20 protein-coding genes are annotated in these 20,839 nt (G+C 70.2%); 12 read left to right on the forward strand and 8 right to left on the reverse strand.

Annotated elements, in window-relative coordinates:
• Nucleotides 1–151: 151 nt before the first annotated feature.
• Together ACH54P_RS24755 and ACH54P_RS24760 are read left to right on the forward strand one after the other, a co-directional pair.
• Nucleotides 152–778 carry a PadR family transcriptional regulator gene (locus ACH54P_RS24755; protein ID WP_489905767.1) on the forward strand — a complete coding sequence of 209 codons (627 nt, stop codon included), beginning with the start codon at nucleotides 152–154 and terminating at the stop codon, nucleotides 776–778.
• Nucleotides 759–2,372 carry a DHA2 family efflux MFS transporter permease subunit gene (locus ACH54P_RS24760; RefSeq protein WP_489905768.1) on the forward strand — a complete coding sequence of 538 codons (1,614 nt, stop codon included), beginning with the start codon at nucleotides 759–761 and terminating at the stop codon, nucleotides 2,370–2,372. The genes ACH54P_RS24755 and ACH54P_RS24760 overlap by 20 nt, the downstream gene beginning before the upstream one ends.
• A 76-nt stretch (nucleotides 2,373–2,448) precedes the next feature.
• Here ACH54P_RS24760 and ACH54P_RS24765 read toward each other — a convergent pair whose 3' ends face one another.
• Nucleotides 2,449–4,308, reverse strand: coding sequence for a glycoside hydrolase family 3 protein (locus ACH54P_RS24765; RefSeq protein WP_489905769.1), 1,860 nt, complete (start codon nucleotides 4,306–4,308; stop codon nucleotides 2,449–2,451).
• A gap of 112 nt (nucleotides 4,309–4,420) precedes the next feature.
• On the opposite strand from ACH54P_RS24765, the gene ACH54P_RS24770 reads away from it, so the two are divergent.
• Both ACH54P_RS24770 and ACH54P_RS24775 read left to right on the forward strand, forming a co-directional pair.
• Nucleotides 4,421–5,050 carry a Maf family protein gene (locus tag ACH54P_RS24770; RefSeq protein WP_489905770.1) on the forward strand — a complete coding sequence of 210 codons (630 nt, stop codon included), beginning with the start codon at nucleotides 4,421–4,423 and terminating at the stop codon, nucleotides 5,048–5,050.
• 100 nt (nucleotides 5,051–5,150) lie between these two features.
• Nucleotides 5,151–6,503 carry a dicarboxylate/amino acid:cation symporter gene (locus tag ACH54P_RS24775; RefSeq protein WP_489905771.1) on the forward strand — a complete coding sequence of 451 codons (1,353 nt, stop codon included), beginning with the start codon at nucleotides 5,151–5,153 and terminating at the stop codon, nucleotides 6,501–6,503.
• Between the two features lie 47 nt (nucleotides 6,504–6,550).
• Here the strand turns inward: ACH54P_RS24775 and ACH54P_RS24780 are convergent, their stop codons facing one another.
• Complete coding sequence (locus ACH54P_RS24780; RefSeq protein ID WP_489905772.1) at nucleotides 6,551–7,273, reverse strand: hypothetical protein; 723 nt, start codon at nucleotides 7,271–7,273, stop codon at nucleotides 6,551–6,553.
• A 110-nt stretch (nucleotides 7,274–7,383) separates the two neighbouring features.
• Between ACH54P_RS24780 and ACH54P_RS24785 the strand changes: the two genes are divergently transcribed.
• The 5 genes from ACH54P_RS24785 to ACH54P_RS24805 all read left to right on the forward strand — a co-directional run bounded on the left by ACH54P_RS24785 (nucleotide 7,384) and on the right by ACH54P_RS24805 (nucleotide 11,159).
• Nucleotides 7,384–7,689 carry an SAV_915 family protein gene (locus tag ACH54P_RS24785; RefSeq protein ID WP_489905773.1) on the forward strand — a complete coding sequence of 102 codons (306 nt, stop codon included), beginning with the start codon at nucleotides 7,384–7,386 and terminating at the stop codon, nucleotides 7,687–7,689.
• A gap of 107 nt (nucleotides 7,690–7,796) precedes the next feature.
• A complete protein-coding gene (locus ACH54P_RS24790) occupies nucleotides 7,797–9,593 on the forward strand; it encodes an acetyl/propionyl/methylcrotonyl-CoA carboxylase subunit alpha (RefSeq protein ID WP_489905774.1) in 1,797 nt (598 codons plus the stop codon).
• A gap of 58 nt (nucleotides 9,594–9,651) precedes the next feature.
• Nucleotides 9,652–10,179, forward strand: coding sequence for a DUF1707 SHOCT-like domain-containing protein (locus ACH54P_RS24795; protein ID WP_489905775.1), 528 nt, complete (start codon nucleotides 9,652–9,654; stop codon nucleotides 10,177–10,179).
• 7 nt (nucleotides 10,180–10,186) lie between these two features.
• On the forward strand, nucleotides 10,187–10,576 hold the full coding sequence (locus ACH54P_RS24800; RefSeq protein WP_489905776.1) for a DUF1707 SHOCT-like domain-containing protein: 390 nt from the start codon (nucleotides 10,187–10,189) through the stop codon (nucleotides 10,574–10,576).
• Nucleotides 10,577–10,628: 52 nt separating this feature from the next.
• The gene (locus ACH54P_RS24805; RefSeq protein WP_489905777.1) at nucleotides 10,629–11,159 is read left to right on the forward strand and encodes a GNAT family N-acetyltransferase; all 531 of its coding nucleotides are present in this window, start codon (nucleotides 10,629–10,631) and stop codon (nucleotides 11,157–11,159) included.
• A 315-nt stretch (nucleotides 11,160–11,474) separates the two neighbouring features.
• Here the strand turns inward: ACH54P_RS24805 and ACH54P_RS24810 are convergent, their stop codons facing one another.
• Nucleotides 11,475–13,244: a glycerol-3-phosphate dehydrogenase/oxidase gene (locus ACH54P_RS24810; RefSeq protein ID WP_489905778.1), complete on the reverse strand. Its 1,770-nt coding sequence runs from the start codon at nucleotides 13,242–13,244 to the stop codon at nucleotides 11,475–11,477.
• A 198-nt stretch (nucleotides 13,245–13,442) separates the two neighbouring features.
• On the opposite strand from ACH54P_RS24810, the gene ACH54P_RS24815 reads away from it, so the two are divergent.
• A complete protein-coding gene (locus ACH54P_RS24815; protein WP_489905779.1) occupies nucleotides 13,443–14,192 on the forward strand; it encodes an MIP/aquaporin family protein in 750 nt (249 codons plus the stop codon).
• A gap of 31 nt (nucleotides 14,193–14,223) precedes the next feature.
• On the forward strand, nucleotides 14,224–15,738 hold the full coding sequence (glpK, locus tag ACH54P_RS24820) for a glycerol kinase GlpK (RefSeq protein WP_489905780.1): 1,515 nt from the start codon (nucleotides 14,224–14,226) through the stop codon (nucleotides 15,736–15,738).
• Between the two features lie 91 nt (nucleotides 15,739–15,829).
• On the opposite strand, the gene ACH54P_RS24825 is transcribed toward glpK, so the two are convergent.
• From ACH54P_RS24825 to ACH54P_RS24845, 5 genes are all read right to left on the reverse strand, one after another.
• Entirely contained in the window at nucleotides 15,830–16,633 is an 804-nt protein-coding gene (locus ACH54P_RS24825; RefSeq protein WP_489905781.1) for a VOC family protein, read from the reverse strand.
• A 133-nt stretch (nucleotides 16,634–16,766) separates the two neighbouring features.
• On the reverse strand, nucleotides 16,767–17,423 hold the full coding sequence (locus ACH54P_RS24830; protein WP_489905782.1) for a class F sortase: 657 nt from the start codon (nucleotides 17,421–17,423) through the stop codon (nucleotides 16,767–16,769).
• Nucleotides 17,424–17,502: 79 nt separating this feature from the next.
• A complete protein-coding gene (locus ACH54P_RS24835) occupies nucleotides 17,503–18,069 on the reverse strand; it encodes a hypothetical protein (protein ID WP_489905783.1) in 567 nt (188 codons plus the stop codon).
• A gap of 192 nt (nucleotides 18,070–18,261) precedes the next feature.
• Nucleotides 18,262–18,717 (reverse strand): hypothetical protein, encoded by a 456-nt coding sequence (locus ACH54P_RS24840; protein WP_489905784.1) that lies wholly within the window; start codon nucleotides 18,715–18,717, stop codon nucleotides 18,262–18,264.
• Nucleotides 18,718–18,790: 73 nt separating this feature from the next.
• The gene (locus tag ACH54P_RS24845; RefSeq protein WP_489905785.1) at nucleotides 18,791–20,194 is read right to left on the reverse strand and encodes an NAD(P)H-quinone dehydrogenase; all 1,404 of its coding nucleotides are present in this window, start codon (nucleotides 20,192–20,194) and stop codon (nucleotides 18,791–18,793) included.
• 126 nt (nucleotides 20,195–20,320) lie between these two features.
• Between ACH54P_RS24845 and ACH54P_RS24850 the strand changes: the two genes are divergently transcribed.
• A complete protein-coding gene (locus ACH54P_RS24850) occupies nucleotides 20,321–20,773 on the forward strand; it encodes a gamma-glutamylcyclotransferase family protein (protein ID WP_205660905.1) in 453 nt (150 codons plus the stop codon).
• Nucleotides 20,774–20,839 lie beyond the last annotated feature (66 nt).

The following is a 20,839-nucleotide window of genomic DNA, read 5'->3' on the forward strand; positions in this document are numbered from 1 at the left end:
TCTTGTCACGAACTTCTTGTGCAACTGAAGGCGCTGGCGCTCACTGGACGTACACGTGCCGTTACCACGATAGGAGTAGACCGTCCACTGGTCCGCGCCGTATAGTCCACGTGGAATAACCGGCAGGGACTCATCCGGAGGGACCAAGACCATGGCCTCGGCCAAGCTGACTCCGCTCGGCATCGCCGTGCTGGAGCTGCTCCACGAGAAGCCCATGCACCCGTACGAGATGGCCCAGCTCATGCGGGAGCGGTACGTCAACACGCGGGTCAACGTGAAGGCGGGCTCGCTCTACCACACCGTGGAACGCCTGCACCGCGACGGCTTCATCGAGGTCGTGGACACGCAGCGTGACGGGCGACGGCCCGAACGGACCGTCTACGGCATGACGCAGACGGGCTTGGACGAGTTCAACCAGCGCGGCCGCGAGCTGCTCGGTGACCTCGTCGAAGAGTTCCCCGCCTACCTGTCCGGGCTCGCCGTGATCGACGAACTGGGGAAAGAAACCTCGTTGATCGAGCTCGAACACCGGGTCACGCGGCTGCGCGCCGCGGTGGCCGCCGACCAGGCCGTGCTGCAGCGGCTGGCCGAAGACGAGACGCCGCCGATCTACTGGCTGGACTGGCGCTACAAGTGCGACCACCGGCAGTTCGAGCTCGAGTGGACCGAGCGGCTCCTCGACGACCTCAAGTCCGGGCGGATCCCGTTCCAGGACTGCGAAGCACCCAAGCTCACGCTCATCACCAGGGAAGACGACGATGAACGCAAGACAAGCTAACCCGTGGGCCGCGCTCGGCGCGCTGTGCCTCGGCTTCTTCATGATCCTGCTCGACACGACGATCGTGTCGATCGCGATCCCGACCATGCTGCGCGAGCTGAACACCGGGCTGAACGCGATCGTCTGGGTGATCAGCGTCTACCTGCTCACCTACGCCGTGCCGATGCTGTTCACCAGCCGGCTCGGCGACCGCTTCGGCCCGAAGCGCGTCTTCCTCGCCGGCCTCGTCGTGTTCACCGGCGCCTCGCTGTGGTGCGGGCTGTCCGGCAACGCCGAGATGCTCATCGCCGCGCGGGCCGTGCAGGGGCTCGGCGCCGCGCTGATGACGCCGCAGACGCTGGCGTTCATCACGCACCTCTTCCCGCCGGCCAAGCGCGGCCCGGCCATGGGCATGTGGGGCGGCGTCGCCGGGCTGGCGACGATCGCGGGCCCGCTGCTCGGCGGCGTGCTGGTGGACCACTTCGGCTGGGAGTGGATCTTCTTCGTCAACGTGCCGATCGGCGTGATCGCCATCGTGCTCACGCTGCTGCTGGTACCCGACTGGCAGCCGAAGCACTCGCACGCGTTCGACCTGCTGGGGGTCGTGCTGTCGAGCGCGGCGCTGCTCTGCATCGTGTTCGGCGTCCAGAACGGCCAGCAGTACGACTGGGGCACCGTCTGGGGCGGGATCACGGTGTTCGAGATCATCGGCGCGGGCGTGCTGCTGCTGGTGGCGTTCCTGGTGTGGCAGCGGTTCAACAAGCGTGAGCCCCTGCTGCCGCTGCAGGTGTTCTCGAACCGGAACTTCTCGGCCGGGACGCTCACCGCGACCACGGTCGGCTTCGCGATGACCGGCATGTTCCTGCCGCTGGTGATCTACATCCAGTCGGTGCTCGGGCTGACGCCGACCATGGGCGGCCTGCTGACCGCGCCGATGTCGCTGCTGTCCGGGATCGTGGCGCCGTTCGTCGGGCGCGCGTCGGACAAGGTCAACGGCAAGTACCTGGTGATGTTCGGCCTCGCCGCGCTCGCGGCCGGGCTGGGGATCATCGCGCTGCAAGCGTCGCCGACGAGCAACGCGTGGAGCTTCATCCCGGCACTGCTGGTGTGCGGGCTCGGGATCGGCTGCATCTTCTCGCCGATGAGCAACCTGACGATGGGCTCGGTCGAGCCGCGGTTGGCCGGCACCGCGTCGGGCATCTTCAACACGGCGCGCCAGGTGGGCGGCGTCCTCGGCAGCGCGGCGATCGGCGTGCTGCTGCAGGCGCGGATCAGCGCGTCCGTCGCCGACGAAGCGACGAAGGCGGCCTCGCAGCTGCCGGAGCAGTACCGGGCGCCCTTCGCGGAGGGGATCGCCCACGCCGCGGCGAGCACGGGCGAGTTCGGTTCGACCGGCGGCCCGGCGCCGATGCCGGGCCTGCCGGCGGAGATCGCGGCCCAGGCGGGGAAGCTCGCCACCGACGCGGTCCACAGTGGACTGACCGACGCCGCCCGGGTGACGATGCTGCTGCCGATGGTGGTCCTGCTGCTGGGCGTGGGCTCGGCCGCCGTGATGCGGAGGGTCAAGCCGCGCTGGGAGACCCCGGCGCCGGCTCCCGAGGCCGCCGCGGCCTGAGACCGAACCGCGCAGGCCCCCGCTCCGGGTGTCGGGTACCGGAGCGGGGGCCTGCACGGACCGCGGGAGCGGTGGTCTAGTGCCGCCGGTAGGACAGGCCGTACCCGTACGGGAACAGCCCCTGCTGCCCGTCACCGACGTTGATCGGCTCCTGCGAAGAACTCTTCGGCCAGGTGAAACTCAGCTTCCCGGTCGGGTTGTAGTCGCCGTACAGCACGTCCGCGACGCCCGCGCCTTCCGACCCCGGCAGCCACGCCGCCACCAGCCCGTCGATCGACGGCAGCAGACCGGTGATGTCCAGCGGCCGCCCGGAAACCGTCACGACGACCAGCGGCACGCCCGAAGCCTTCAGCTTGCCGAGGAGGGCGAGGTCTTCGGCGTCGAGACCGAGTCCGCCCGGCCGGTCTCCCTGCCCTTCGGCGTACGGCGTTTCGCCCACCACGGCGACCGCGACCTCATAGCCGGAGTCGATTCCGTCACCCTCACGGTCATAGGTCACCTCCGTGCCCTTCCCGGCACCGGCGCGGATGCCGTCGAGGATCGTCGTGCCGGGGATGACGCGCTCGCCGCTCTGACCCTGCCAGGTGAGCGTCCAGCCGCCCGCCTGGTTGCCCATGTCGTTCGCGTTCTTCCCGGCCACGAAGATCTTGTTGTTCCGCTTCGCCAGCGGCAGGACGTCGTGGGAGTTCTTCAGCAGCACCTGCGACTCGCGCACCGCCTGCCGCGCCACGGCGCGGTGGGCCGCGCTGCCGAAGTCCTTCTGCAGCGAGCGGTCGGTGTACGGGTGCTCGAACAGGCCGAGCTGGAACTTCTTCGTCAGGATGCGCCGGTTGGCGTCGTCGATGCGCGACATCGGGACGTGTCCGTTGAGGACTTCGGCGCGCAGCGTGTCGATGAACTTCTGGTAGTCGTAGGGGACCATCACCATGTCGATCCCCGCGTTGACGGCCTGGCTGACCTCGGCCGCGGTGAAGCCGGGCTGCCCGTCGATCTGGTTGATGCCGTCCCAGTCGGAGATGACGTAGCCGGAGAAGTGCAGCTCGCCCTTGAGCAGGTCGGTGATCAGGAACTTGTTCCCGTGGTCCTTGACACCGTTCCAGCTGTTGAAGGAGATCATCACCGAGCCGACGCCGTGGTCGACCGCGGCGCGGAACGGCGGCAGGTGGATGCGCCGCAGCTCGTCGAGGCTGATCTGGGTGTTGCCCTGGTCGACGCCGCCGGTGGTGCCGCCGTCGCCGATGAAGTGCTTGGCGGTGGCCATGATCGACGCCTTGCCGGAGAGCGAGCGGCCCTGCATGCCTTCGATGATCACGGAGTTCGCGACGGCGTTGCGGGGGATCTCGCCGAAGGACTCGTAGGTGCGGCCCCAGCGGTTGTCGCGGGCGACGCACAGGCAGGGCGCGAAGCCCCACTTCACGCCGGTGGCGGCGGCTTCCGAAGCGGTCACCGCGCCGATCTTCTCGACCAGACGCGGGTCGTTCGCGGCCCCCAGGCCGATGTTGTGCGGGAAGACCGTGGCGCCGTAGACGTTGTTGTGGCCGTGCACGGTGTCGGCACCGTAGACGATCGGGATGCCGAGGCCGGTGGACGTCGCCGCCTTCTGGTAGGCGTCGATCATGTCCGCCCACCCGGCCGGCGTGTTCGGCGTCGGGGTGGAACCGCCGCCGGAGAGGACGGAGCCGAGCCGGGCGGTGGCGGCCTGGGCGGGCGTCGCGGCCTGGCGCTCCGCCTCGGTCATCTGCCCGATCTTGTCGTCGAGGGTCATCCGCGCCATGAGGTCCTTGACGCGGGAGGAAACTGGAGCGTGCGGGTTCTTGTACAGCGGCGTCGCGGAAGCGGACGCCACGGGCACGAGGGCTGTACCCGAGAGGAGGAGACCGGCCAGGACGGCGGTCTGGGTGGCGCGCAGCGATCTCTTGGCGCGGAGGAGCGGCATTGTTCCCTCCGGAGGACGATCCATATGTTGCGAGCCACAACAAAATAGCTCTGTATCCATGGTGACGCCGGTCACAATTCGGTCACGACGGCCGGGCGGGTACGTTCCCGGTGTGCAGTTCGTCCTCGCCTCCCAGTCCCCCGCCCGCCTCTCCCTCCTGCGCTCCGCGGGCCTCGATCCGGCCGTGTTCGTGTCCGGCGTCGACGAAGACGCCGTCGCCGCCGCGCTGACCGATCCCTCGCCGTCGGAGCTGGTCATGGCGCTCGCCGCGGCCAAGGCCGAAGCGGTCCTCGAGCAGGTCGCCGCGGCCCACCCGGACGCCGTCGTCGTCGCCTGCGACTCGATGCTGAACATCGGCGGGCAGATGGTCGGCAAACCCGGCGACCCGGACATCGCGCGGCGCCGCTGGGCCGCGATGGCGGGGACATCCGGTGAACTCCTCACCGGACACGCGGTCGTCCGGCTCGACGGCGGGACGCGCGCGAAGGAGGCGTCCGGCTGGGAGTCGACCACCGTCCGGTTCGGCACGCCGAGCGAACGGGAGATCGACGCCTACGTCGCCAGCGGCGAGCCGCTGCACGTGGCCGGCGGGTTCACGATCGACGGCCTGGGCGGCTGGTTCGTCGAAGGGCTCGACGGCGGCCACACGAGCGTCATCGGCATCAGCCTGCCGCTGACGCGCCGCCTGCTGGCCGAGGTCGGCGTGAGTGTCGTGGATCTCTGGCGTTCTCCCGCATCCTGAGAAAGGCGCCACACGAACGGGTGATCCGGAAGAGTGCCCCCTTGCCTAACGTTCTCTTCACGAGGCAAGACAGGAAACTTTCGAGCACCGGAGTCGCCCCGTGTCTTTTGTACGGACATACACCAAGCCGCGGGTGTTCGCGGCCGCGGTTCTCGGCTCGCTGGTCGTCGGCGCCCTCCTCGGCGTCGTCGCACGGCAGACCGAGGCCGGCTGGCTGACCGATCTCCTCGACCAGATCGGCACCATCTTCACCACGCTGCTGCAGATCGCGGTGATCCCGCTGGTCTTCACGGCGATCGTGGTCGGCATCAACAGCCTCCGCGGGCTCGGTGGCGGCCGCACCGCCGCGCGCCTCGGCGGCAAGACCGTGCTGTGGTTCGCGATCACGTCGTTCATCGCGTCGCTGATCGGCATCGCGGTCGGCCGGATCTTCGACCCCGGCTCCGGTGGCCTCGGCGGCGTCACGGCGACCGCGAAGAACGCGGACAAGGCCGCCGCCAGCGTCGACCACTGGGGCTCGTGGAGCGCGTTCGTCGACGGGCTGCTGCCGGAGAACTTCGTGAAAGCGTTCTCCGACGGCGAGACGCTGCAGGTCCTGTTCCTCGCCCTGGTCATCGGCGCCGCCGCGTACAGCCTGGGTGACAAGGCCAAGCCGTTCGTCGACTTCACGACGAGCGTCTTCGAGATCATCCAGCGGTACCTCGGCTGGATCGTGCGGCTGGCCCCGATCGGCATCATCGGCCTGATCGGCGCGGCGGTCTCCAACTACGGCGACGCGCTGTTCCGGCCGCTGTTCTCGACCACCCTCGCGGTGTACGTCGGCTGCCTGCTGGTGCTGTTCGTCGTCTACCCGATCCTGCTGCAGTTCGTGGCGAAGGTCAGCCCGCTGAAGTTCTTCGCGAAGGCGGGCACGGCGATCCAGTTCGCGTTCGCTTCGCAGTCCTCGGCCGCGACCCTGCCGCTGACCCGCCAGTCCGCGGTGAACCTCGGCGTCCAGCCGGCGTACGCGGCCTTCGCGACCCCGCTCGGCAGCGCGACGAAGATGGACGGCTGCGCGGCGGTGTTCCCGGCGATCGCGGCGATCTTCGTGGCGAACCTGGCCGGGGTGTCGCTGAACTTCTGGCAGTACGCGGGCATCGTCGTGGTGGCCGTGGTCGGCGCACTGGCGACCGCCGGGACCACGGGCTGGCTGACGGCGTTCACGCTGACGACGTCGTTCATCGGCCTCGACGCGAAGCAGGTGGCGCTCGGCCTGGCGCTGATCTACTCGGTCAACCCGATCATGGACATGATGCGGACGGCGACGAACGTGGCCGGCCAGATCGTGGTCCCGACGATCGTGGCGCGCGGCGAAGGCCTCCTCGACGACGAAGTCCTGAACTCGCCGACCGACAACCCGCTGCACAGCGACGACGGCTCGGCGGCCCGGCACACCGAACCCGCCCCCGCCTGACCCGCGAGTCCCGTGAAGGCCACCTCATCGGTGGCCTTCACGGCGGTTCAGGACGGGCAGGCGCGCAGGTCGGCGCGGGTGAGGCGGATGTCCGGCCAGCCACGCAGGTCCGACGGCGACGTCACCCGCCGCGTGCAGCCGACCGAATCGCCCGCCAGGTCGTACACCTCGCCGAGGACCGGCGCCGCCTCGCACTTCGGGGTGTCGGACGCCGCGCCCGGGCAGTCGTGGCGGACCACGATCACGTCCGGGCGGCCGTCGGCCGTGACGTCGTAGAGCGACAGCGTCCCGGCGTCCGCGTAGTACGGCTTGCCCGGGTCGCGCCACACTCCCCCGCTCGCGACCAGCAGCTCGCCGTACGCGGCTGTGCCGTTGTCTCCGACGTCGCCGCGGACGAGGCACGTCGGCGCCGCGCCGTCGATGCAGCGCAGCGAGTCCTGGTCCAGCCGCACGCCCAGCTGGGCGATCGACAGCTCGAACACCGTCCCCGGCTCGGGCCCGACGCGCAGCCGCGCCGAACCCCCGTCGGCGTCGGTGAGCAGCACCACCGGCGTCCCGCCGACGGTCACCGCCGCGAGCTCGCGGCACGGGCCGCCACCGCACGTCACCACGGGCGCCACCGGAGCGGCGGCCGGCTCGGCCGCGCCGGAGGGCACCTCCGGCCGCGGCCGCAGCAGGAACACCGCGCCGATCGCGCCGAAGGTCACCACCGCGGCCAGCACCGCGGTGAGCAGCGCCGACCGAGGCGTCCGCGCTGCCGTAGTCCGCATAAGACAGAGCGTAAGCCGCTTCGCGACTGTGTGTGGGCAGCGCCCCGGTGGGGTGTGGCTGAAATCCCCCGGCGGTGGACCACGCCCCGTGTGCGACGACGGGGGCGCTGTTGGCGGAGCGTGTCCGTCTATGTTGTCCGGGTGACGAACCCGAACCTTCCCCCGCCCTGTACCTGCCGACCGGCCCGGCCAGTGCCGAGACCGAAGGCGCGTCGATCGAGCTGCGCCGCACGCCGGACGGCCGCACCGCGCTGGTCGCGTTCACCGCGCTGGACCGGCTGATCGACTGCTGCGGCGCGCACCAGCCGTGGGTGCTGGTGAACACCGAGCACCTGCCGAAGGTCCACGCGGCGAACCCGTACGACGTCATCGTGCTCGACTCGCCGCTGCCCGAAGAGCTGCGCCACCACGTCTGAGCGTGGTTCAGCTCTCACTCCAGAGACTCGCGACGTCATATCCGTAGACTTCCGAGATGCCGCGTGGGCGGTCAGCAATGCAGCTGTCGGGACGCAGGAGGTGCGGGGTGGCCGAGCAGGTCGGCGAAACCACGGGTGGTCCGGTGACCAAGATCCTGGTCGCCAACCGGGGCGAAATCGCGGTGCGGGTGATCAGAGCCGCCAAGGACGCTGGGCTCACCAGTGTCGCGGTGTACGCCGACCCGGACCGCGACGCACCACACGTGCGCCTGGCCGACGAAGCCTTCGCGCTGGGCGGCACGACCGCCGCCGAGAGCTACCTGAACTTCGACAAGCTGCTCGAGGCCGCCAAGCGTTCGGGCGCCGACTCGGTGCACCCCGGCTACGGCTTCCTCTCCGAAAACGCGGACTTCGCCCAGGCCGTCCTCGACGCCGGGCTGACCTGGATCGGGCCGAGCCCGCAGGCCATCCGCGACCTCGGCGACAAGGTCACCGCCCGCCACATCGCCATGCGCGCGGGCGCGCCGCTGGTGCCGGGCACCAAGGAGCCGGTGAAGGACGCGAGCGAGATCGTCGCGTTCGCCGACGAGCACGGCCTGCCGGTCGCCATCAAGGCCGCGTTCGGCGGCGGTGGGCGCGGCCTCAAGGTCGCGCGGACCCGCGAAGAGATCCCCGAGCTGTTCGAGTCGGCCACGCGCGAGGCGGTCGCCGCCTTCGGCCGCGGCGAGTGCTTCGTCGAGCGCTACCTCGACAAGCCGCGGCACGTCGAGGCGCAGGTGCTGGCCGACATGCACGGCAACGCGATCGTCGTCGGCACCCGCGACTGCTCGCTGCAGCGCCGGCACCAGAAGCTCGTCGAAGAGGCGCCCGCGCCGTTCCTGAGCGACGACCAGCGCAAGCGCATCCACGAGTCCGCGAAGGCGATCTGCAAGGAAGCCGGGTACTACGGCGCCGGCACGGTCGAATACCTCGTCGCGGTCGACGGCACCATCTCCTTCCTCGAGGTCAACACCCGCCTGCAGGTCGAGCACCCGGTTTCCGAGGAAACCACCGGTCTGGACCTCGTCCGCGAGATGTTCCGCATCGCGCGCGGCGAAAAGCTGCGGATCACCTCCGATCCCGAACCCCGCGGGCACTCGATCGAGTTCCGCATCAACGGCGAGGACGCCGGCCGCGGCTTCCTGCCCGCGCCGGGCACGGTGACGAAGTTCGTCGCGCCGAGCGGGCCGGGCGTGCGCGTCGACTCCGGCGTCGAGTCCGGCAGCGTCATCGGCGGCCAGTTCGACTCGATGCTGGCGAAGCTGATCGTCACCGGGTCGGACCGGAACAACGCCCTGGAGCGCAGCCGCCGCGCGCTCGACGAGATGGTCGTCGAGGGCATGGCGACGGTGCTGCCGTTCGACCGCGTGATCGTCAACGATCCGGCCTTCATCGGCGACGAGAACGGCTTCAGCGTGCACACGCGCTGGATCGAGACGGAATTCGACAACAAGATCGAGCCGTTCGTGGCGCCGGACGTCGAGGCCGCCGAGGAGGAGCCGCGGCAGAACGTCGTGGTCGAGGTCGGCGGACGGCGTCTCGAAGTGTCGCTGCCGGGCGGGTTCGCGCTCGAAGGCGGCGGCGGTGGGGGCGGCACCGCCGTCAAGGCGAAGCCGCGCAAGCGCGCCGGCGGCGGCAAGGCCGCGGTGAGCGGCGACGCCGTCACGGCGCCGATGCAGGGGACCATCGTGAAGGTCGCCGTCGAAGAGGGCCAGACGGTCGAAGCCGGTGAGCTGATCGTCGTCCTCGAGGCGATGAAGATGGAGAACCCGGTCACCGCGCACAAAGCGGGCACCGTCACCGGCCTTTCGGTCGAGGTGGGCGCCGCCGTGACGCAGGGCACGCAGCTTCTCGAGATCAAGTAGGACAGTTCGTTACAGATGTCGTGGTGGGCCGCCCCCGAGGCGGCCTACCATCGACTACGTGACCGAAGTCCCGTCTCCGCAGCTGCGGATCAGCGACCAGAACCGCGAATCCGCGCTGTCCGCGCTCGGTGAGCACATGACCGCGGGGCGGATCGACATCGACGAGTACGGCGAGCGCTCGGCGCGGATCACCGCGGCCAAGACGCGCGGCGAGCTCGTCGAAATCTTCGCGGACCTGCCGGCGCCGCACCCCGGGTACGACGACGCCCCCCAGGCCGTCGCGGCTCCGCAGCCGTCCGCGGAAGCCGAGCCGGTGCCGCAGCGGTCCGGCTCGCCGGCCCAGTGGTCGCCGGCGCAGCGGTTCATCACGGCGTTCGTGCCGCTGGCCTTCCTCGTCACCATCGCGCTCATCGCCACGGGCGTCGTCCACGGGGCGCTCATCCTCGTCCCGATCGGGCTGGCCGTCTTCGGCCGGTCGATGTGGGGCCACGACCACCACCGTCACGACCGCCACGACCGGCATCGGCACGACCGCCGGCGCCGGCGCGAGCTGCGTGACTCCTACCGGCGCGAGCTGGGCCGCTGATCCCGCCGTGGGCGACATGCGGTTGAGCGACTCCGAACGCCAGGACGCCCTGGACGTCCTCGAAGAGCACGTCCGCAGCGGACGGCTCGACATCGACGAGTACGGCGCCCGCTCCGCGAAGGTCACCGCGGCCAAGCGGGTCAGCGAGCTCGTGCCGCTGTTCGACGACCTGCCGTCCCCCCGCCCGAGCGCCCTGCTCAACGGGGCTTCGGCGCCGCAGGTGCCGGTGATGTCCGGCGAAAACCAGCTGACGCGGTTCCTGACCGCGAGCGCGGTCCCGATCGCGATCGTGCTGGCGATCGTGGTGCTGATCCTCTCCCGCGGCCGGCTGCTGATCATCTCGGTCGCGCTGCCCCTGGTGGTCGCGATGCTCGCGGGGCTCCGCCGCCGGCGCTGAGCAGTCAACGCCCAGGTCCCGGCCCTTTCGCAGCCCGGCTAGGCTGGGTGGAGTGGAACCGGTGGAGATCAACGCGGGCACGTACTACCTGCGCCAGCTGCGCGCCGACCGGCACATCGACGACCGCCCGCTCCTGATGGAGGCGTTCGCCGACCCGACGCACCGCAAGTACGTGCTGAACTACCGCTTGCGCACCCTGGACGAGGCCACGGAGTACGTGGCACTGCGAGCGGCCCAGTGGGCGGGCGACGAGCGCTGTTCCTGGGCGATCGCGGAGCCGACGTCAGGCAGGCTGCTGGGCGAGGTGGGGCTGCGCGAGCTGGACCTGTCCTCCGCCTACGCCGAGGCGACGATCTGGGTCCACCCGGCCGAGCGAGGCAAGGGCATCGCCACAACGGCGCTGAACGCAGCCCTCCGCTTCGGCTTCGGCGGCTTGGGCCTGACCGAGGTGAGCTACCGCTACGAGGAGAGCAACACCGCATCGGCGATCGTGGCCCAGCGCTGCGGCTTCACGTTGATCGGCCCCGAGGCCGACCGAGCCCCAACCGGGGAGCGGCTGATCCGCTGGCACCGAACTTCCTGAGCCGGGCAGAGCCCGCCGCCGCCGAGTCCAGGCTGAGAAACCGCGACGACACCGCAGCCACAGCCTCGGCCGCTGCCGCGACCGCTCGAGCGGTGGCTCTCCACCGTCTCGCGGGTCACCCATGGCACGGTCTCGATCCGGCCTGGACATACGCAACTCCTGAACACTCAGGTGTTGCAACCACCCCTAGAAACCGCCTTCCCAGGGGGCGGCCCCGAGGCCAGTCTATCGGCGCCCCCGGACCAAACCCGTGCTGAAGGCGCCCGGCGGGCGGCTTTGTCCACAACTCGCCGGGGCTGTGGATACCCGCCGTGCTCAGCTCACCGGCTCCACAATTCCCGCTCGGGCCTCCGGGGCCGCTGACCTCAGGGCGTCCGCCGCTTCGTCGCTGGGCTGGGACTGGGACTTGCGCTCCGCCTCGACCCGGGCTCGGTAGACCTCGACCTCGCGCTTCACCGTTTCGGGTGACCAGCCGAGGACTTCGCCCACCAGGGTGGCCACCTGGTCGGCGCAGTCGACTCCGCGGTGCGCGTACTCGATCGAGATGCGCGTCCGGCGGGCCAGCACGTCCTCCAGGTGCAGGGCCCCTTCGTGCGAAGCCGCGTACACCACCTCGACGCCCAGGTAGTCCGGGGCGTGCTCGATCGGCTTGAGGAGCTCCGGGCGGCCGTTCGCCGAGGTCAGGACCTCGTGGACCAGCGAGCCGTAGCGGTCCAGCAGGTGCCTCACCCGGTAGGGGTGCAGGCCGTGCTCGGCGGCCAGGTGGTCCGCCTGGTTGACCAGCGCGTGGTAACCGTCCGCGCCCAGGAGCGGGACCTTGTCCGTGATCGACGGCTGCGAGCGGCCCGGCAGGTCCACCGCCGCCGCGTCGACGGCGTCCGCCGCCATCACCCGGTACGTCGTGTACTTGCCGCCCGCGATCGCGACCAGGCCCGGGGCCACCCGCGCCACCGCGTGCTCGCGCGACAGCTTCGACGTCTCTTCGCTCTCCCCCGCCAGCAACGGGCGAAGGCCCGCGTACACGCCTTCGATGTCGTCGTGCGTCAGCGGCGTCGCCAAGACGCTGTTGACGTGCTCCAGCAGGTAGTCGATGTCGTGCTTCGTCGCCGCCGGGTGCGCCAGGTCGAGGTTCCAGTCGGTGTCGGTGGTCCCGACGATCCAGTGGTTGCGCCACGGGATCACGAACAGCACCGACTTTTCCGTGCGCAGGATCATCCCCGACTCCGAGACGATCCGGTCGCGCGGGACGACGATGTGCACGCCCTTGCTCGCCCGCACCCGGAACCGCCCGCGGCCGCCGGACAGGCGCTGCAGCTCGTCGGTCCACACGCCGGTGCAGTTGATCACCGCGGCCGCCGAGATCTCCGTTTCGCGCCCGTCCTCGACGTCGCGCACGCGCACGCCCGACACCCGGTCGGCCTCGCGCAGGAACCCGACGACCTGGGTCGACGTCCGCACGACCGCGCCGTAGTGGGCCGCCGTCCGCGCCACCGTCATCGTGTGGCGGGCGTCGTCGGACTGCGCGTCGTAGTAGCGGATCCCGCCGATCAGCGCGGACCGCTTGAGCGCCGGCACCATCCGCAGCGCGCCCGCGCGGGTCAGGTGCTTCTGCCCCGGGACACTGCGGGCGCCGCCCATCGTATCGTACATCAGCAGGCCCGCCGCGGTGTACGGCCGCTCCCACACGCGGTGCGTCAGCGGGTAGAGGAAGCTGACCGGTTTCACCAGGTGCGGCGCGATGGTCGTCAGCATCAGCTCACGCTCGCGAAGCGCTTCCCGGACCAGGCCGAACTCGAGCTGTTCCAGGTACCGCAGGCCGCCGTGAAAGAGCTTGCTCGATCGGCTCGACGTCCCGGACGCGAGGTCGCGGGCCTCGACGAGGGCGACCCGCAGCCCGCGCGTCGCGGCGTCCAAGGCCGTCCCCGCGCCGACGACACCGCCGCCGATGACGACGAGGTCGAAGGTTTCCTTGCCGAGCCGTTGCCAGGTCTCTTCCCGCCTGGCCGGGCCGAGTCGAGCCGGGTTCGTCTCCGCTGCGTGCTGCGCCACGTGACATCCTCCTCGTGCTGGCGAGGGTTCCAGCATCGCACGACCTGGTGATCATCCGCCCGTCCACGGATGACACTTGTGGCGTAACCCTCCGCGATCTTGGAAAGATTCCGCTACCCGGTGCTTGGAATGATCTTCGCCACCCCGGTAACGTCGCCCGGACGTGGGTCGGCAACGGTGCCGTGGCACGCCGTGAACGACCCTGCGCAGAGTGTCCAGTGTGGAGGTGCAGCGGTGAGTGCTGGGGCAATAATCGTCTGGGAACTACTGGGAACGGCGGCGCTGATCCTGCTCGGCAACGGCGTGGTGGCCAACCACGTGCTGCGCAAGAACAACGGTCACAACGCGGGATTTCTGTTCATCAACTTCGGCTGGGCGTTCGCGGTGTTCACCGGCGCCAGCATCGCCGCACCCAGCGGCGCCCACCTCAACCCGGCGGTGACCCTGGGGCTCGCCATCGCCGACAAGACCCCGTGGGCCGACGTGCCGTTCTACTTCATCGGCCAGTTCGCGGGCGCGATCATCGGCGCCGTCCTCTGCTGGGCCTCGTACAAACTGCAGTTCGACGACCACCCCGAGCCGGAGAACACGCTCGGCATCTTCTCCACCGCGCCGCAGATCCCGAACACCGCGTGGAACCTCGTCACCGAGATCATCGGCACCTTCGTGCTGGTCGTGTGGATCCTCCTCAGCCCGACCTTCGCCGCCGGTGACGGCGGCACCCCGAACTTCGGCAACTCCGCGCTCGGGTACGCGGGTGTCTCGTTCGTGGTGCTGGTGATCGGCACCTCGCTCGGCGGGCCGACGGGCTACGCCATCAACCCGGCCCGCGACCTCGGCCCGCGCATCGCGTACGCGTTCCTCCTGCCGATCAAGAACAAGGCGAACGCCAACTGGGGGTACTCCTGGATCCCCGTCGTCGGCCCGCTCGTCGGCGGCGCCCTCGCCGCGCTGGTCTACCTCCTCGTCCACAACCTGACCTGATCGCCCGACCGACCGAATTCCTGGAGCACACATGACTTCGTACGTAGCCGCGATCGACCAGGGCACCACGTCGACCCGGTGCATGATCTTCAACCACGAGGGCCGCGTGGTCGCCGTCGACCAGCGCGAGCACGAGCAGATCTTCCCCCGCGCCGGCTGGGTCGAGCACAACGCCGAGGAGATCTGGGAGAACACGCGCCAGGTCGCCGCGGGCGCGCTCGCCAAGGCCGACCTGCACGCCCGCGACATCGTCGCCGTCGGCATCACCAACCAGCGCGAGACCGCGCTCGTCTGGGACAAGACGACCGGCAAGCCGGTGTACAACGCGATCGTCTGGCAGGACACCCGCACCGACAAGATCGTCACCGATCTCGGCAACCTCGGCGGCGGCCAGGAGCGCTACCGCGAGAAGGTCGGCCTCCCGCTCGCGACCTACTTCTCCGGCCCCAAGATCAAGTGGATCCTGGACAACGTCGAAGGCGCTCGCGAGAAGGCCGAAGCCGGCGACCTGATCTTCGGCAACATGGACACCTGGGTGCTGTGGAACATGACCGGCGGGGCCGACGGCGGCGTGCACGTCACCGACCCGACCAACGCCTCCCGCACCATGCTGATGGACCTCGACACGCTGCAGTGGGACCCCGAGATCGCCGCCGAAATGACGATCCCACTGTCCATGCTGCCGGAGATCCGCTCCTCGTCCGAGGAGTACGGCAAGGTCCGCGAGAAGGGCGCGCTGGCCGGCGTGCCGATCGCGGGCATCCTGGGCGACCAGCAGGCCGCGACGTTCGGCCAGGCCTGCCTTTCGCCCGGCGAGGCCAAGAACACCTACGGCACCGGCAACTTCATGCTGCTCAACACCGGCACCGAGAAGGTGATGTCGCAGAACGGGCTGCTCACCACGGTCTGCTACAAGATCGGCTCGAACGACACGGTCTACGCGCTGGAAGGCTCCATCGCCGTCACCGGTTCGCTGGTGCAGTGGCTGCGCGACAACCTCGGCATGATCACGACCGCGGCCGAGATCGAGGAACACGCGCGCAGCGTCGAGGACAACGGCGGCGCGTACTTCGTCCCGGCGTTCTCGGGTCTGTTCGCTCCTTACTGGCGATCCGACGCTCGCGGCGCGATCGTCGGGCTCACCCGGTTCGTCAACAAGGGCCACCTGGCCCGCGCGGTGCTGGAGGCGACCGCCTTCCAGTCGCGCGAGGTCATCGACGCGATGAACGCCGACTCCGGCGTCCCGCTGAAGTCGCTCAAGGTGGACGGCGGCATGGTGGTCAACGAGCTGCTCATGCAGTTCCAGGCCGACATCCTCGGCGTGCCGGTGATCCGCCCGGTGGTCAACGAGACCACCGCGCTGGGCGCCGCGTACGCCGCCGGCCTGGCCGTCGGGTTCTGGAAGTCCGAGGACGACATCCGCACCAACTGGGCCCAGGACAAGCAGTGGGACCCGGCCATGGACGAGACCCGCCGCGCGCGTGAGTACCGCAACTGGAAGAAGGCTGTCACCAAGACGTTCGACTGGGTCGCCGACGAGGACTGACCGGCGAGGGCCGGGGGTGCCACCACGCGGCACCTCCGGTCAGCCACTCACCAGGGACGCCGCCGCTCTCCAGCCACCCGGCGCCGCCCGGTCAGGCGTCCCAGCCCTCCGGCTTGCCGGACTGCTCGTTGGGCGCGATGACCAGGAACGGCACGCCTTGGTCGTCCACGACCCGGACCTGCCGCCCGTACGGTGAGTCGAACGGCTGGTCCAGCGCCCGGCCGCCGAGCTCGGCCACCTTGGCCGCGCTCGCGTCGGCGTCCGCCACCGAGAAGTAGGTGGACCAGTTCGACGGCACCTCCGCCGGCACCGAAGCGGGCAGCGCGCCGAGCCCGCCCACCGGGCGGCCGTCGAGCAGCAGCACCGCGTACGTGAAGTCGTCGTTGGACAGGTCCTGGAAGCCGTAGCCGAAGACCTGCTCGTAGAACGCCTTCGCCGCCGGGTAGTCACGGCTCATGCACTCGTTCCAGGCCAGCGTGCCCGGTGCGGCCGTGACCTGCGTGCCGATGTGGTTGCCGTCCTCCCAGAGGCCGAAGACCGCGCCCGCCGGGTCGGCCGCGACGGCCATCCGGCCCTCCTTCATCACTTCCATCACGGGCATGATGATCTGCCCGCCGGCCTCGGTGATCGCCGCGGCTGTCTTGTCCACATCGGACACCGACAGGTACGTCGTCCACACCGCGGGCATCTCCTGGCCCGGTGGGGTCTGGCCGATCCCGGCGACGGGTCGGCCCTGCAGCATCGCCATGCCGTAGAAGCCGGTCTCCTCGCCGCCCGTCTGCACGTCCCAGCCGAACAGGCCGCTGTAGAAGGCCACCGCTTTCGCCTGGTCGGGCACCATCAGGTCCACCCAGCTGGGTGTGCCGTCGGGCCACCGCTCGTCCCGGAACAACATTTCGTCTCCCAACCCTCGTCCGCGCCGCCTCGGGTGACGGCCGACACAGTGTGGCACCGGGCACCGACAAAAACAGGGCCGAAGGACTCCCCACCACGGACGCGGCACGGCCGTGGACGGTCGGTGAACGGCGTCAGCCCTGGACGAGGCGGGCGTAGACGACGATGTTGTCGACGTAGTTGTGCGCGCTCCGGTCGAAGACCCCGCCGCACGTGATCAGCCGCAGCTCGGGACCGGCCGTGTCGTCGTAGACGCCCTCGGCCTCGAAGTCCTTCTTCGGCACCTGGTGCACCTTCGTCACCTCGAAGGACGCCGTCGTGCCGTCCTTGCGCGCGATCGAGACGCGGTCGCCGGCGGCCAGCTCCTTGAGGCGGAAGAAGATGCCCTTCTGGTGGTTGCCGTCGACGTGCCCGAGGACGACGGCCGGGCCGACCTCGCCCGGCGTCGGCGCGTAGGTGTACCAGCCCGCCTGCAGCGGCGTGGTCACCGACGGCACCTGGATGGTGTTGTCCGGGTTGAGTCCCAGCGGGACCAGCGACGAGTGCGCACCGATCTTCGGGATGTCCAGGGAAACCGGCTCGGACTTCGGCAGCGCGGCCACCGCGTCCTGGACCTCACCCCGGGGTTCCGGGTCCACCGCGACCGGCGGGGCGGGCGGCGGTTGCGCGGTGTCCGCGGCACTCCCGCCGTTCCCGCCGCCGAGCGTCAGGGCCAGCACCGTCAGCGCGGCCAGCAGCGCCACGACCAGGGCGATCAGAACGCCCCGTCTGCCGGTGATCTTCGCGGTCATGCTCTCCCCCTCGCTCGTACCGGTCACACGCCCGGGTGACCCCGCCGGTTTGGCCGGCCGGGTCACGAAACCGTCGCGATCAGCGCCGGCGGGCCCGGCCGGCCAGCACGAGACCGCTGCCGCCGAGGGCCAGCACGCCCATGGCTGCCGCGGCGGCCAGGGGACCGCCGTCGGCCGGCGCGTCCGTGCTGCCGGTCTGCGGCGCCCCCGAAGGTACCTTCGCGACCTGCTTCGAGTCACCCAGCACGGTGAACTTCGCGGTCAGTTTGGCGCCGCCGCAGAAGAAGGACACCGGGTACGTACCCGGCTTGGCCTGCTTCACGACCGCCGACGCGGCCGCGGCGGGTGCCTTCGCCGGGTCGTCCTGCGGGCCGACGCGGCGCAGCGCACCGATGGTGAGGACGGGCGAGGTCAGCCCCTGGGTGGCGGAAGCTTCGCAGCCGAGGCGGATCTCGACCTTCGCGCCGGAGCGGGCGGCCGTCGGCAGGACGCGCAGGTAGGCCTTCGGGTTCCCCGCGTGGCCGGGCGGCTGCTCCGCCGTGGTGGACGGCGTGGGCGACGCCGTCGGCGTCGTGGCGGCGAAGGCCGCCGGAGCGCCGAGCAGCAGCCCCGTCGAAACACCGGCGATCACGAAAGTCCTGCGCATTGTTCTCCCCTTTGGACAGCGTGGAAACAATTCCCCTGGTCGGCTCGCGGACACCGGTCGCAGTCCCCCTGCCTCGGCGTTTCCCGCTTGCTTGTACTCAGGAAGACGTCCGGCACCCGACCGGGTTGCGCGAATGGAGAAAAGAAAAAACCACCCCGGAATGGTTCCGGAGTGGTTTCTTCGGGAGTTCGTTCAGCCGGCCATGCTGCCGTCGCCCGCCTTCGCGGCGCCCGACGGCACCTTCGCGACCTGGGCGGCGGGCACGGTGAACTGCGTGCTGTAGGTGTTGCCGCCGCAGGCCACGGTCAGCGGGTACGTCCCCGCCGCGGTGCCGGGCTTGAGCGCCGCGTCGGCGCTGATGTTCGCGTCGGTGCCCATGAAGGGGCCCGGGGTGTAGTTGGAGAAGGTCAGCACTGGCGAGGCGAACGTCGGCGAAGCGCCTTCGCACTTCGCCAGCGCGACGTTCGGCGCGTCGCGGACGTACTTGTCCACGAGCGACTGGTTGATCGCGGTGTTGACGTTGAGCTGGACGCTGCCGGCGGGAGCCTTCTGCGCCGGCGCCGGGCTGGTGCTCTGCGCCATCGCCGGCCCCGCCAGCGCCGTCGCCCCGATCACCGCTGCCGCAACGAAAACCACCGTCTTGCGCACGTTCGCACCCTTCGCGTCCTTCAGCCTTACCACCGACAAGACGCGACGGGGTGCGCCCTGGTTGCGTGCCGGGTCAGTCGAGATCGTCGTGGCGCATGAGCTGGCGCCCGGCCTCGGTGATCGAGCCCGACAGCGACGGGTAGACCGAAAATGTCAGTGCCAGGTGGTCCACTGTGAGCTGGTTCTGGACGGCGAGCGCGATGGGAAGGATGAGCTCGCTCGCCTGCGGCGCCACGACGACTCCACCGACGACCACGCCGGTGGCGGGGCGGCAGAACAGCTTCACGAAGCCTCGGCGGAGGCCCTCCATCTTCGCGCGCGCGTTGGTGGCCAGGGGCAGCATGATGGTGCGCGCGGGCACCTCGCCGGAGTCGATCGCCTGCTGGCTGATGCCGACGGTCGCGATCTCCGGGTGGGTGAACACGTTGGCGGCGACGGTCTTGAGCTTGATCGGCGCGACGCCCTCGCCCAGCGCGTGCCACATCGCGATGCGGCCCTGCATGCTCGCCACCGAGGCCAGCATGAGCACGCCGGTGCAGTCGCCGGCGGCGTAGATCCCGGGAACGGAGGTGCGCGAAACGCGGTCGACGGTGATGAACCCGCCGGGGCCGGGCGAGATGCCGACCTTGTCGAGGCCGATGTCCTTGGTGTTCGGGACCGACCCGACGGTCATCAGGGCGTGGCTGGCTTCGATCACGCGGCCGTCGGCGAGGAAGATCTCGACGCCTTTTTCGGTGCGCTCGACGCGGTCGGCGCGCGCCTGCTTCGCGACGGTCGTACCGCGCTGCGAAAAGACCTCCTCGAGCACCGCGGCGGCGTCGGCGTCCTCGTGGGGCAGCACGCGGTCACGGCTGGAGACGACGGTGACCTTGACGCCCATCTCGGTGTAGGCGGACGCGAACTCGGCGCCGGTGACACCCGAGCCGATCACGGCGAGGTGCTCGGGCAGCTCCTGGAGCTCGTAGAGCTGGCGCCAGTCGAGGATGCGCTCGCCGTCCGGCACCGCGCCGGGCAGGACGCGCGGGGTGGCGCCGGTGGCGATCAGGACGACGTCGGCGGGGAACTTCTCGGTCTCGCCGTCCTGCGTCGTCACGGCGACCTTGTGGGTGGCGAGGCCGGGCTCTTCGTCGCAGAAACGGGCCTGGCCGATCACGACGCGGACGCCTTCGCGCTGGACGCGGGCGCGGATGTCGGCGGACTGGGCGAGCGCGAGGCCCTTCACCCGGCCGTGGACGGTCGGGAGGTCGACGCGCGTGTCGGCCATGTCGGTGTTGATGCCGAGCTCACCCAGGTCGTGCATCTTCGCCAGGGCACCCGAGCTCGCGATGAACGTCTTCGACGGGACGCAGTCGTAGAGGACGCAGGCGCCGCCGAGGCCGTCCCGCTCGACGATCGTGACGTCGGCGCCGTGCTGGGCCGCGACGAGCGCGGCTTCGTAGCCGGCCGGGCCCCCGCCCATGATCACGATCCTGGTCACCTGGGTCCTCCTCTGCCTGTTCGTGCGGTGGTCTCACCGTACGCGGCGAAGGTGACCGGACACTGAAGTGGGCGAACACGGCGAGTGCGTCCACTCGGGTGAGCAAGGTGTCGCTACGCTGTCGGCGTGCCGTTGTATGCCGCGTACGGATCGAACATGGAGCCCGCCCAGATGCTGGAGCGCGCGCCGCACTCTCCGATGGCCGGCACCGGCTGGCTGGAGGGGTGGCGCCTGACCTTCGGCGGCGAGGACCTCGGCTGGGAAGGTGCCCTGGCCACGATCGTCGAGGACCCCGGGTCGCGGGTCTTCGTCGTCCTCTACGACGTGACCCCGCTGGACGAGACCGGCCTGGACCGTTGGGAGGGTGGCGAGCTGGGCATCCACAACAAGATCCGGCTACGCGTCCAGACCATGGACGGCTCGGTGCTGGCCTGGCTGTACGTCCTGGACGCCTACGAGGGCGGGTTGCCTTCAGCGCGGTACCTGGGGGTGCTGGCGGATGCCGCTGAGGCTGCTGGTGCGCCAGCGGACTACGTCGACGACCTCAGAACCCGCCCCTGCACCGGCATCACCGGCTGACGAGTGTCGTCCGCCTGAGTACGCGTGTCGTCCGCCTAGGTACGCGTGTCGTCCCGTCAAGTACGG

It is taken from the genome of Amycolatopsis sp. N2S4-7 (assembly GCF_058119595.1).

Bases quoted from the DNA above. Each gene is read 5' to 3' on its own strand.
- ACH54P_RS24830 (WP_489905782.1), bottom strand. From the start codon at position 17,423: ATGACCGCGAAGATCACCGGCAGACGGGGCGTTCTGATCGCCCTGGTC.
- ACH54P_RS24835 (WP_489905783.1), bottom strand. From the start codon at position 18,069: ATGCGCAGGACTTTCGTGATCGCCGGTGTTTCGACGGGGCTGCTGCTC.
- ACH54P_RS24760 (WP_489905768.1), top strand. From the start codon at position 759: ATGAACGCAAGACAAGCTAACCCGTGGGCCGCGCTCGGCGCGCTGTGC.
- ACH54P_RS24810 (WP_489905778.1), bottom strand. From the start codon at position 13,244: ATGCTGGAACCCTCGCCAGCACGAGGAGGATGTCACGTGGCGCAGCAC.
- ACH54P_RS24780 (WP_489905772.1), bottom strand. From the start codon at position 7,273: ATGCGGACTACGGCAGCGCGGACGCCTCGGTCGGCGCTGCTCACCGCG.
- ACH54P_RS24825 (WP_489905781.1), bottom strand. From the start codon at position 16,633: ATGTTGTTCCGGGACGAGCGGTGGCCCGACGGCACACCCAGCTGGGTG.
- glpK (WP_489905780.1), top strand. From the start codon at position 14,224: ATGACTTCGTACGTAGCCGCGATCGACCAGGGCACCACGTCGACCCGG.
- ACH54P_RS24765 (WP_489905769.1), bottom strand. From the start codon at position 4,308: ATGCCGCTCCTCCGCGCCAAGAGATCGCTGCGCGCCACCCAGACCGCC.
- ACH54P_RS24755 (WP_489905767.1), top strand. From the start codon at position 152: ATGGCCTCGGCCAAGCTGACTCCGCTCGGCATCGCCGTGCTGGAGCTG.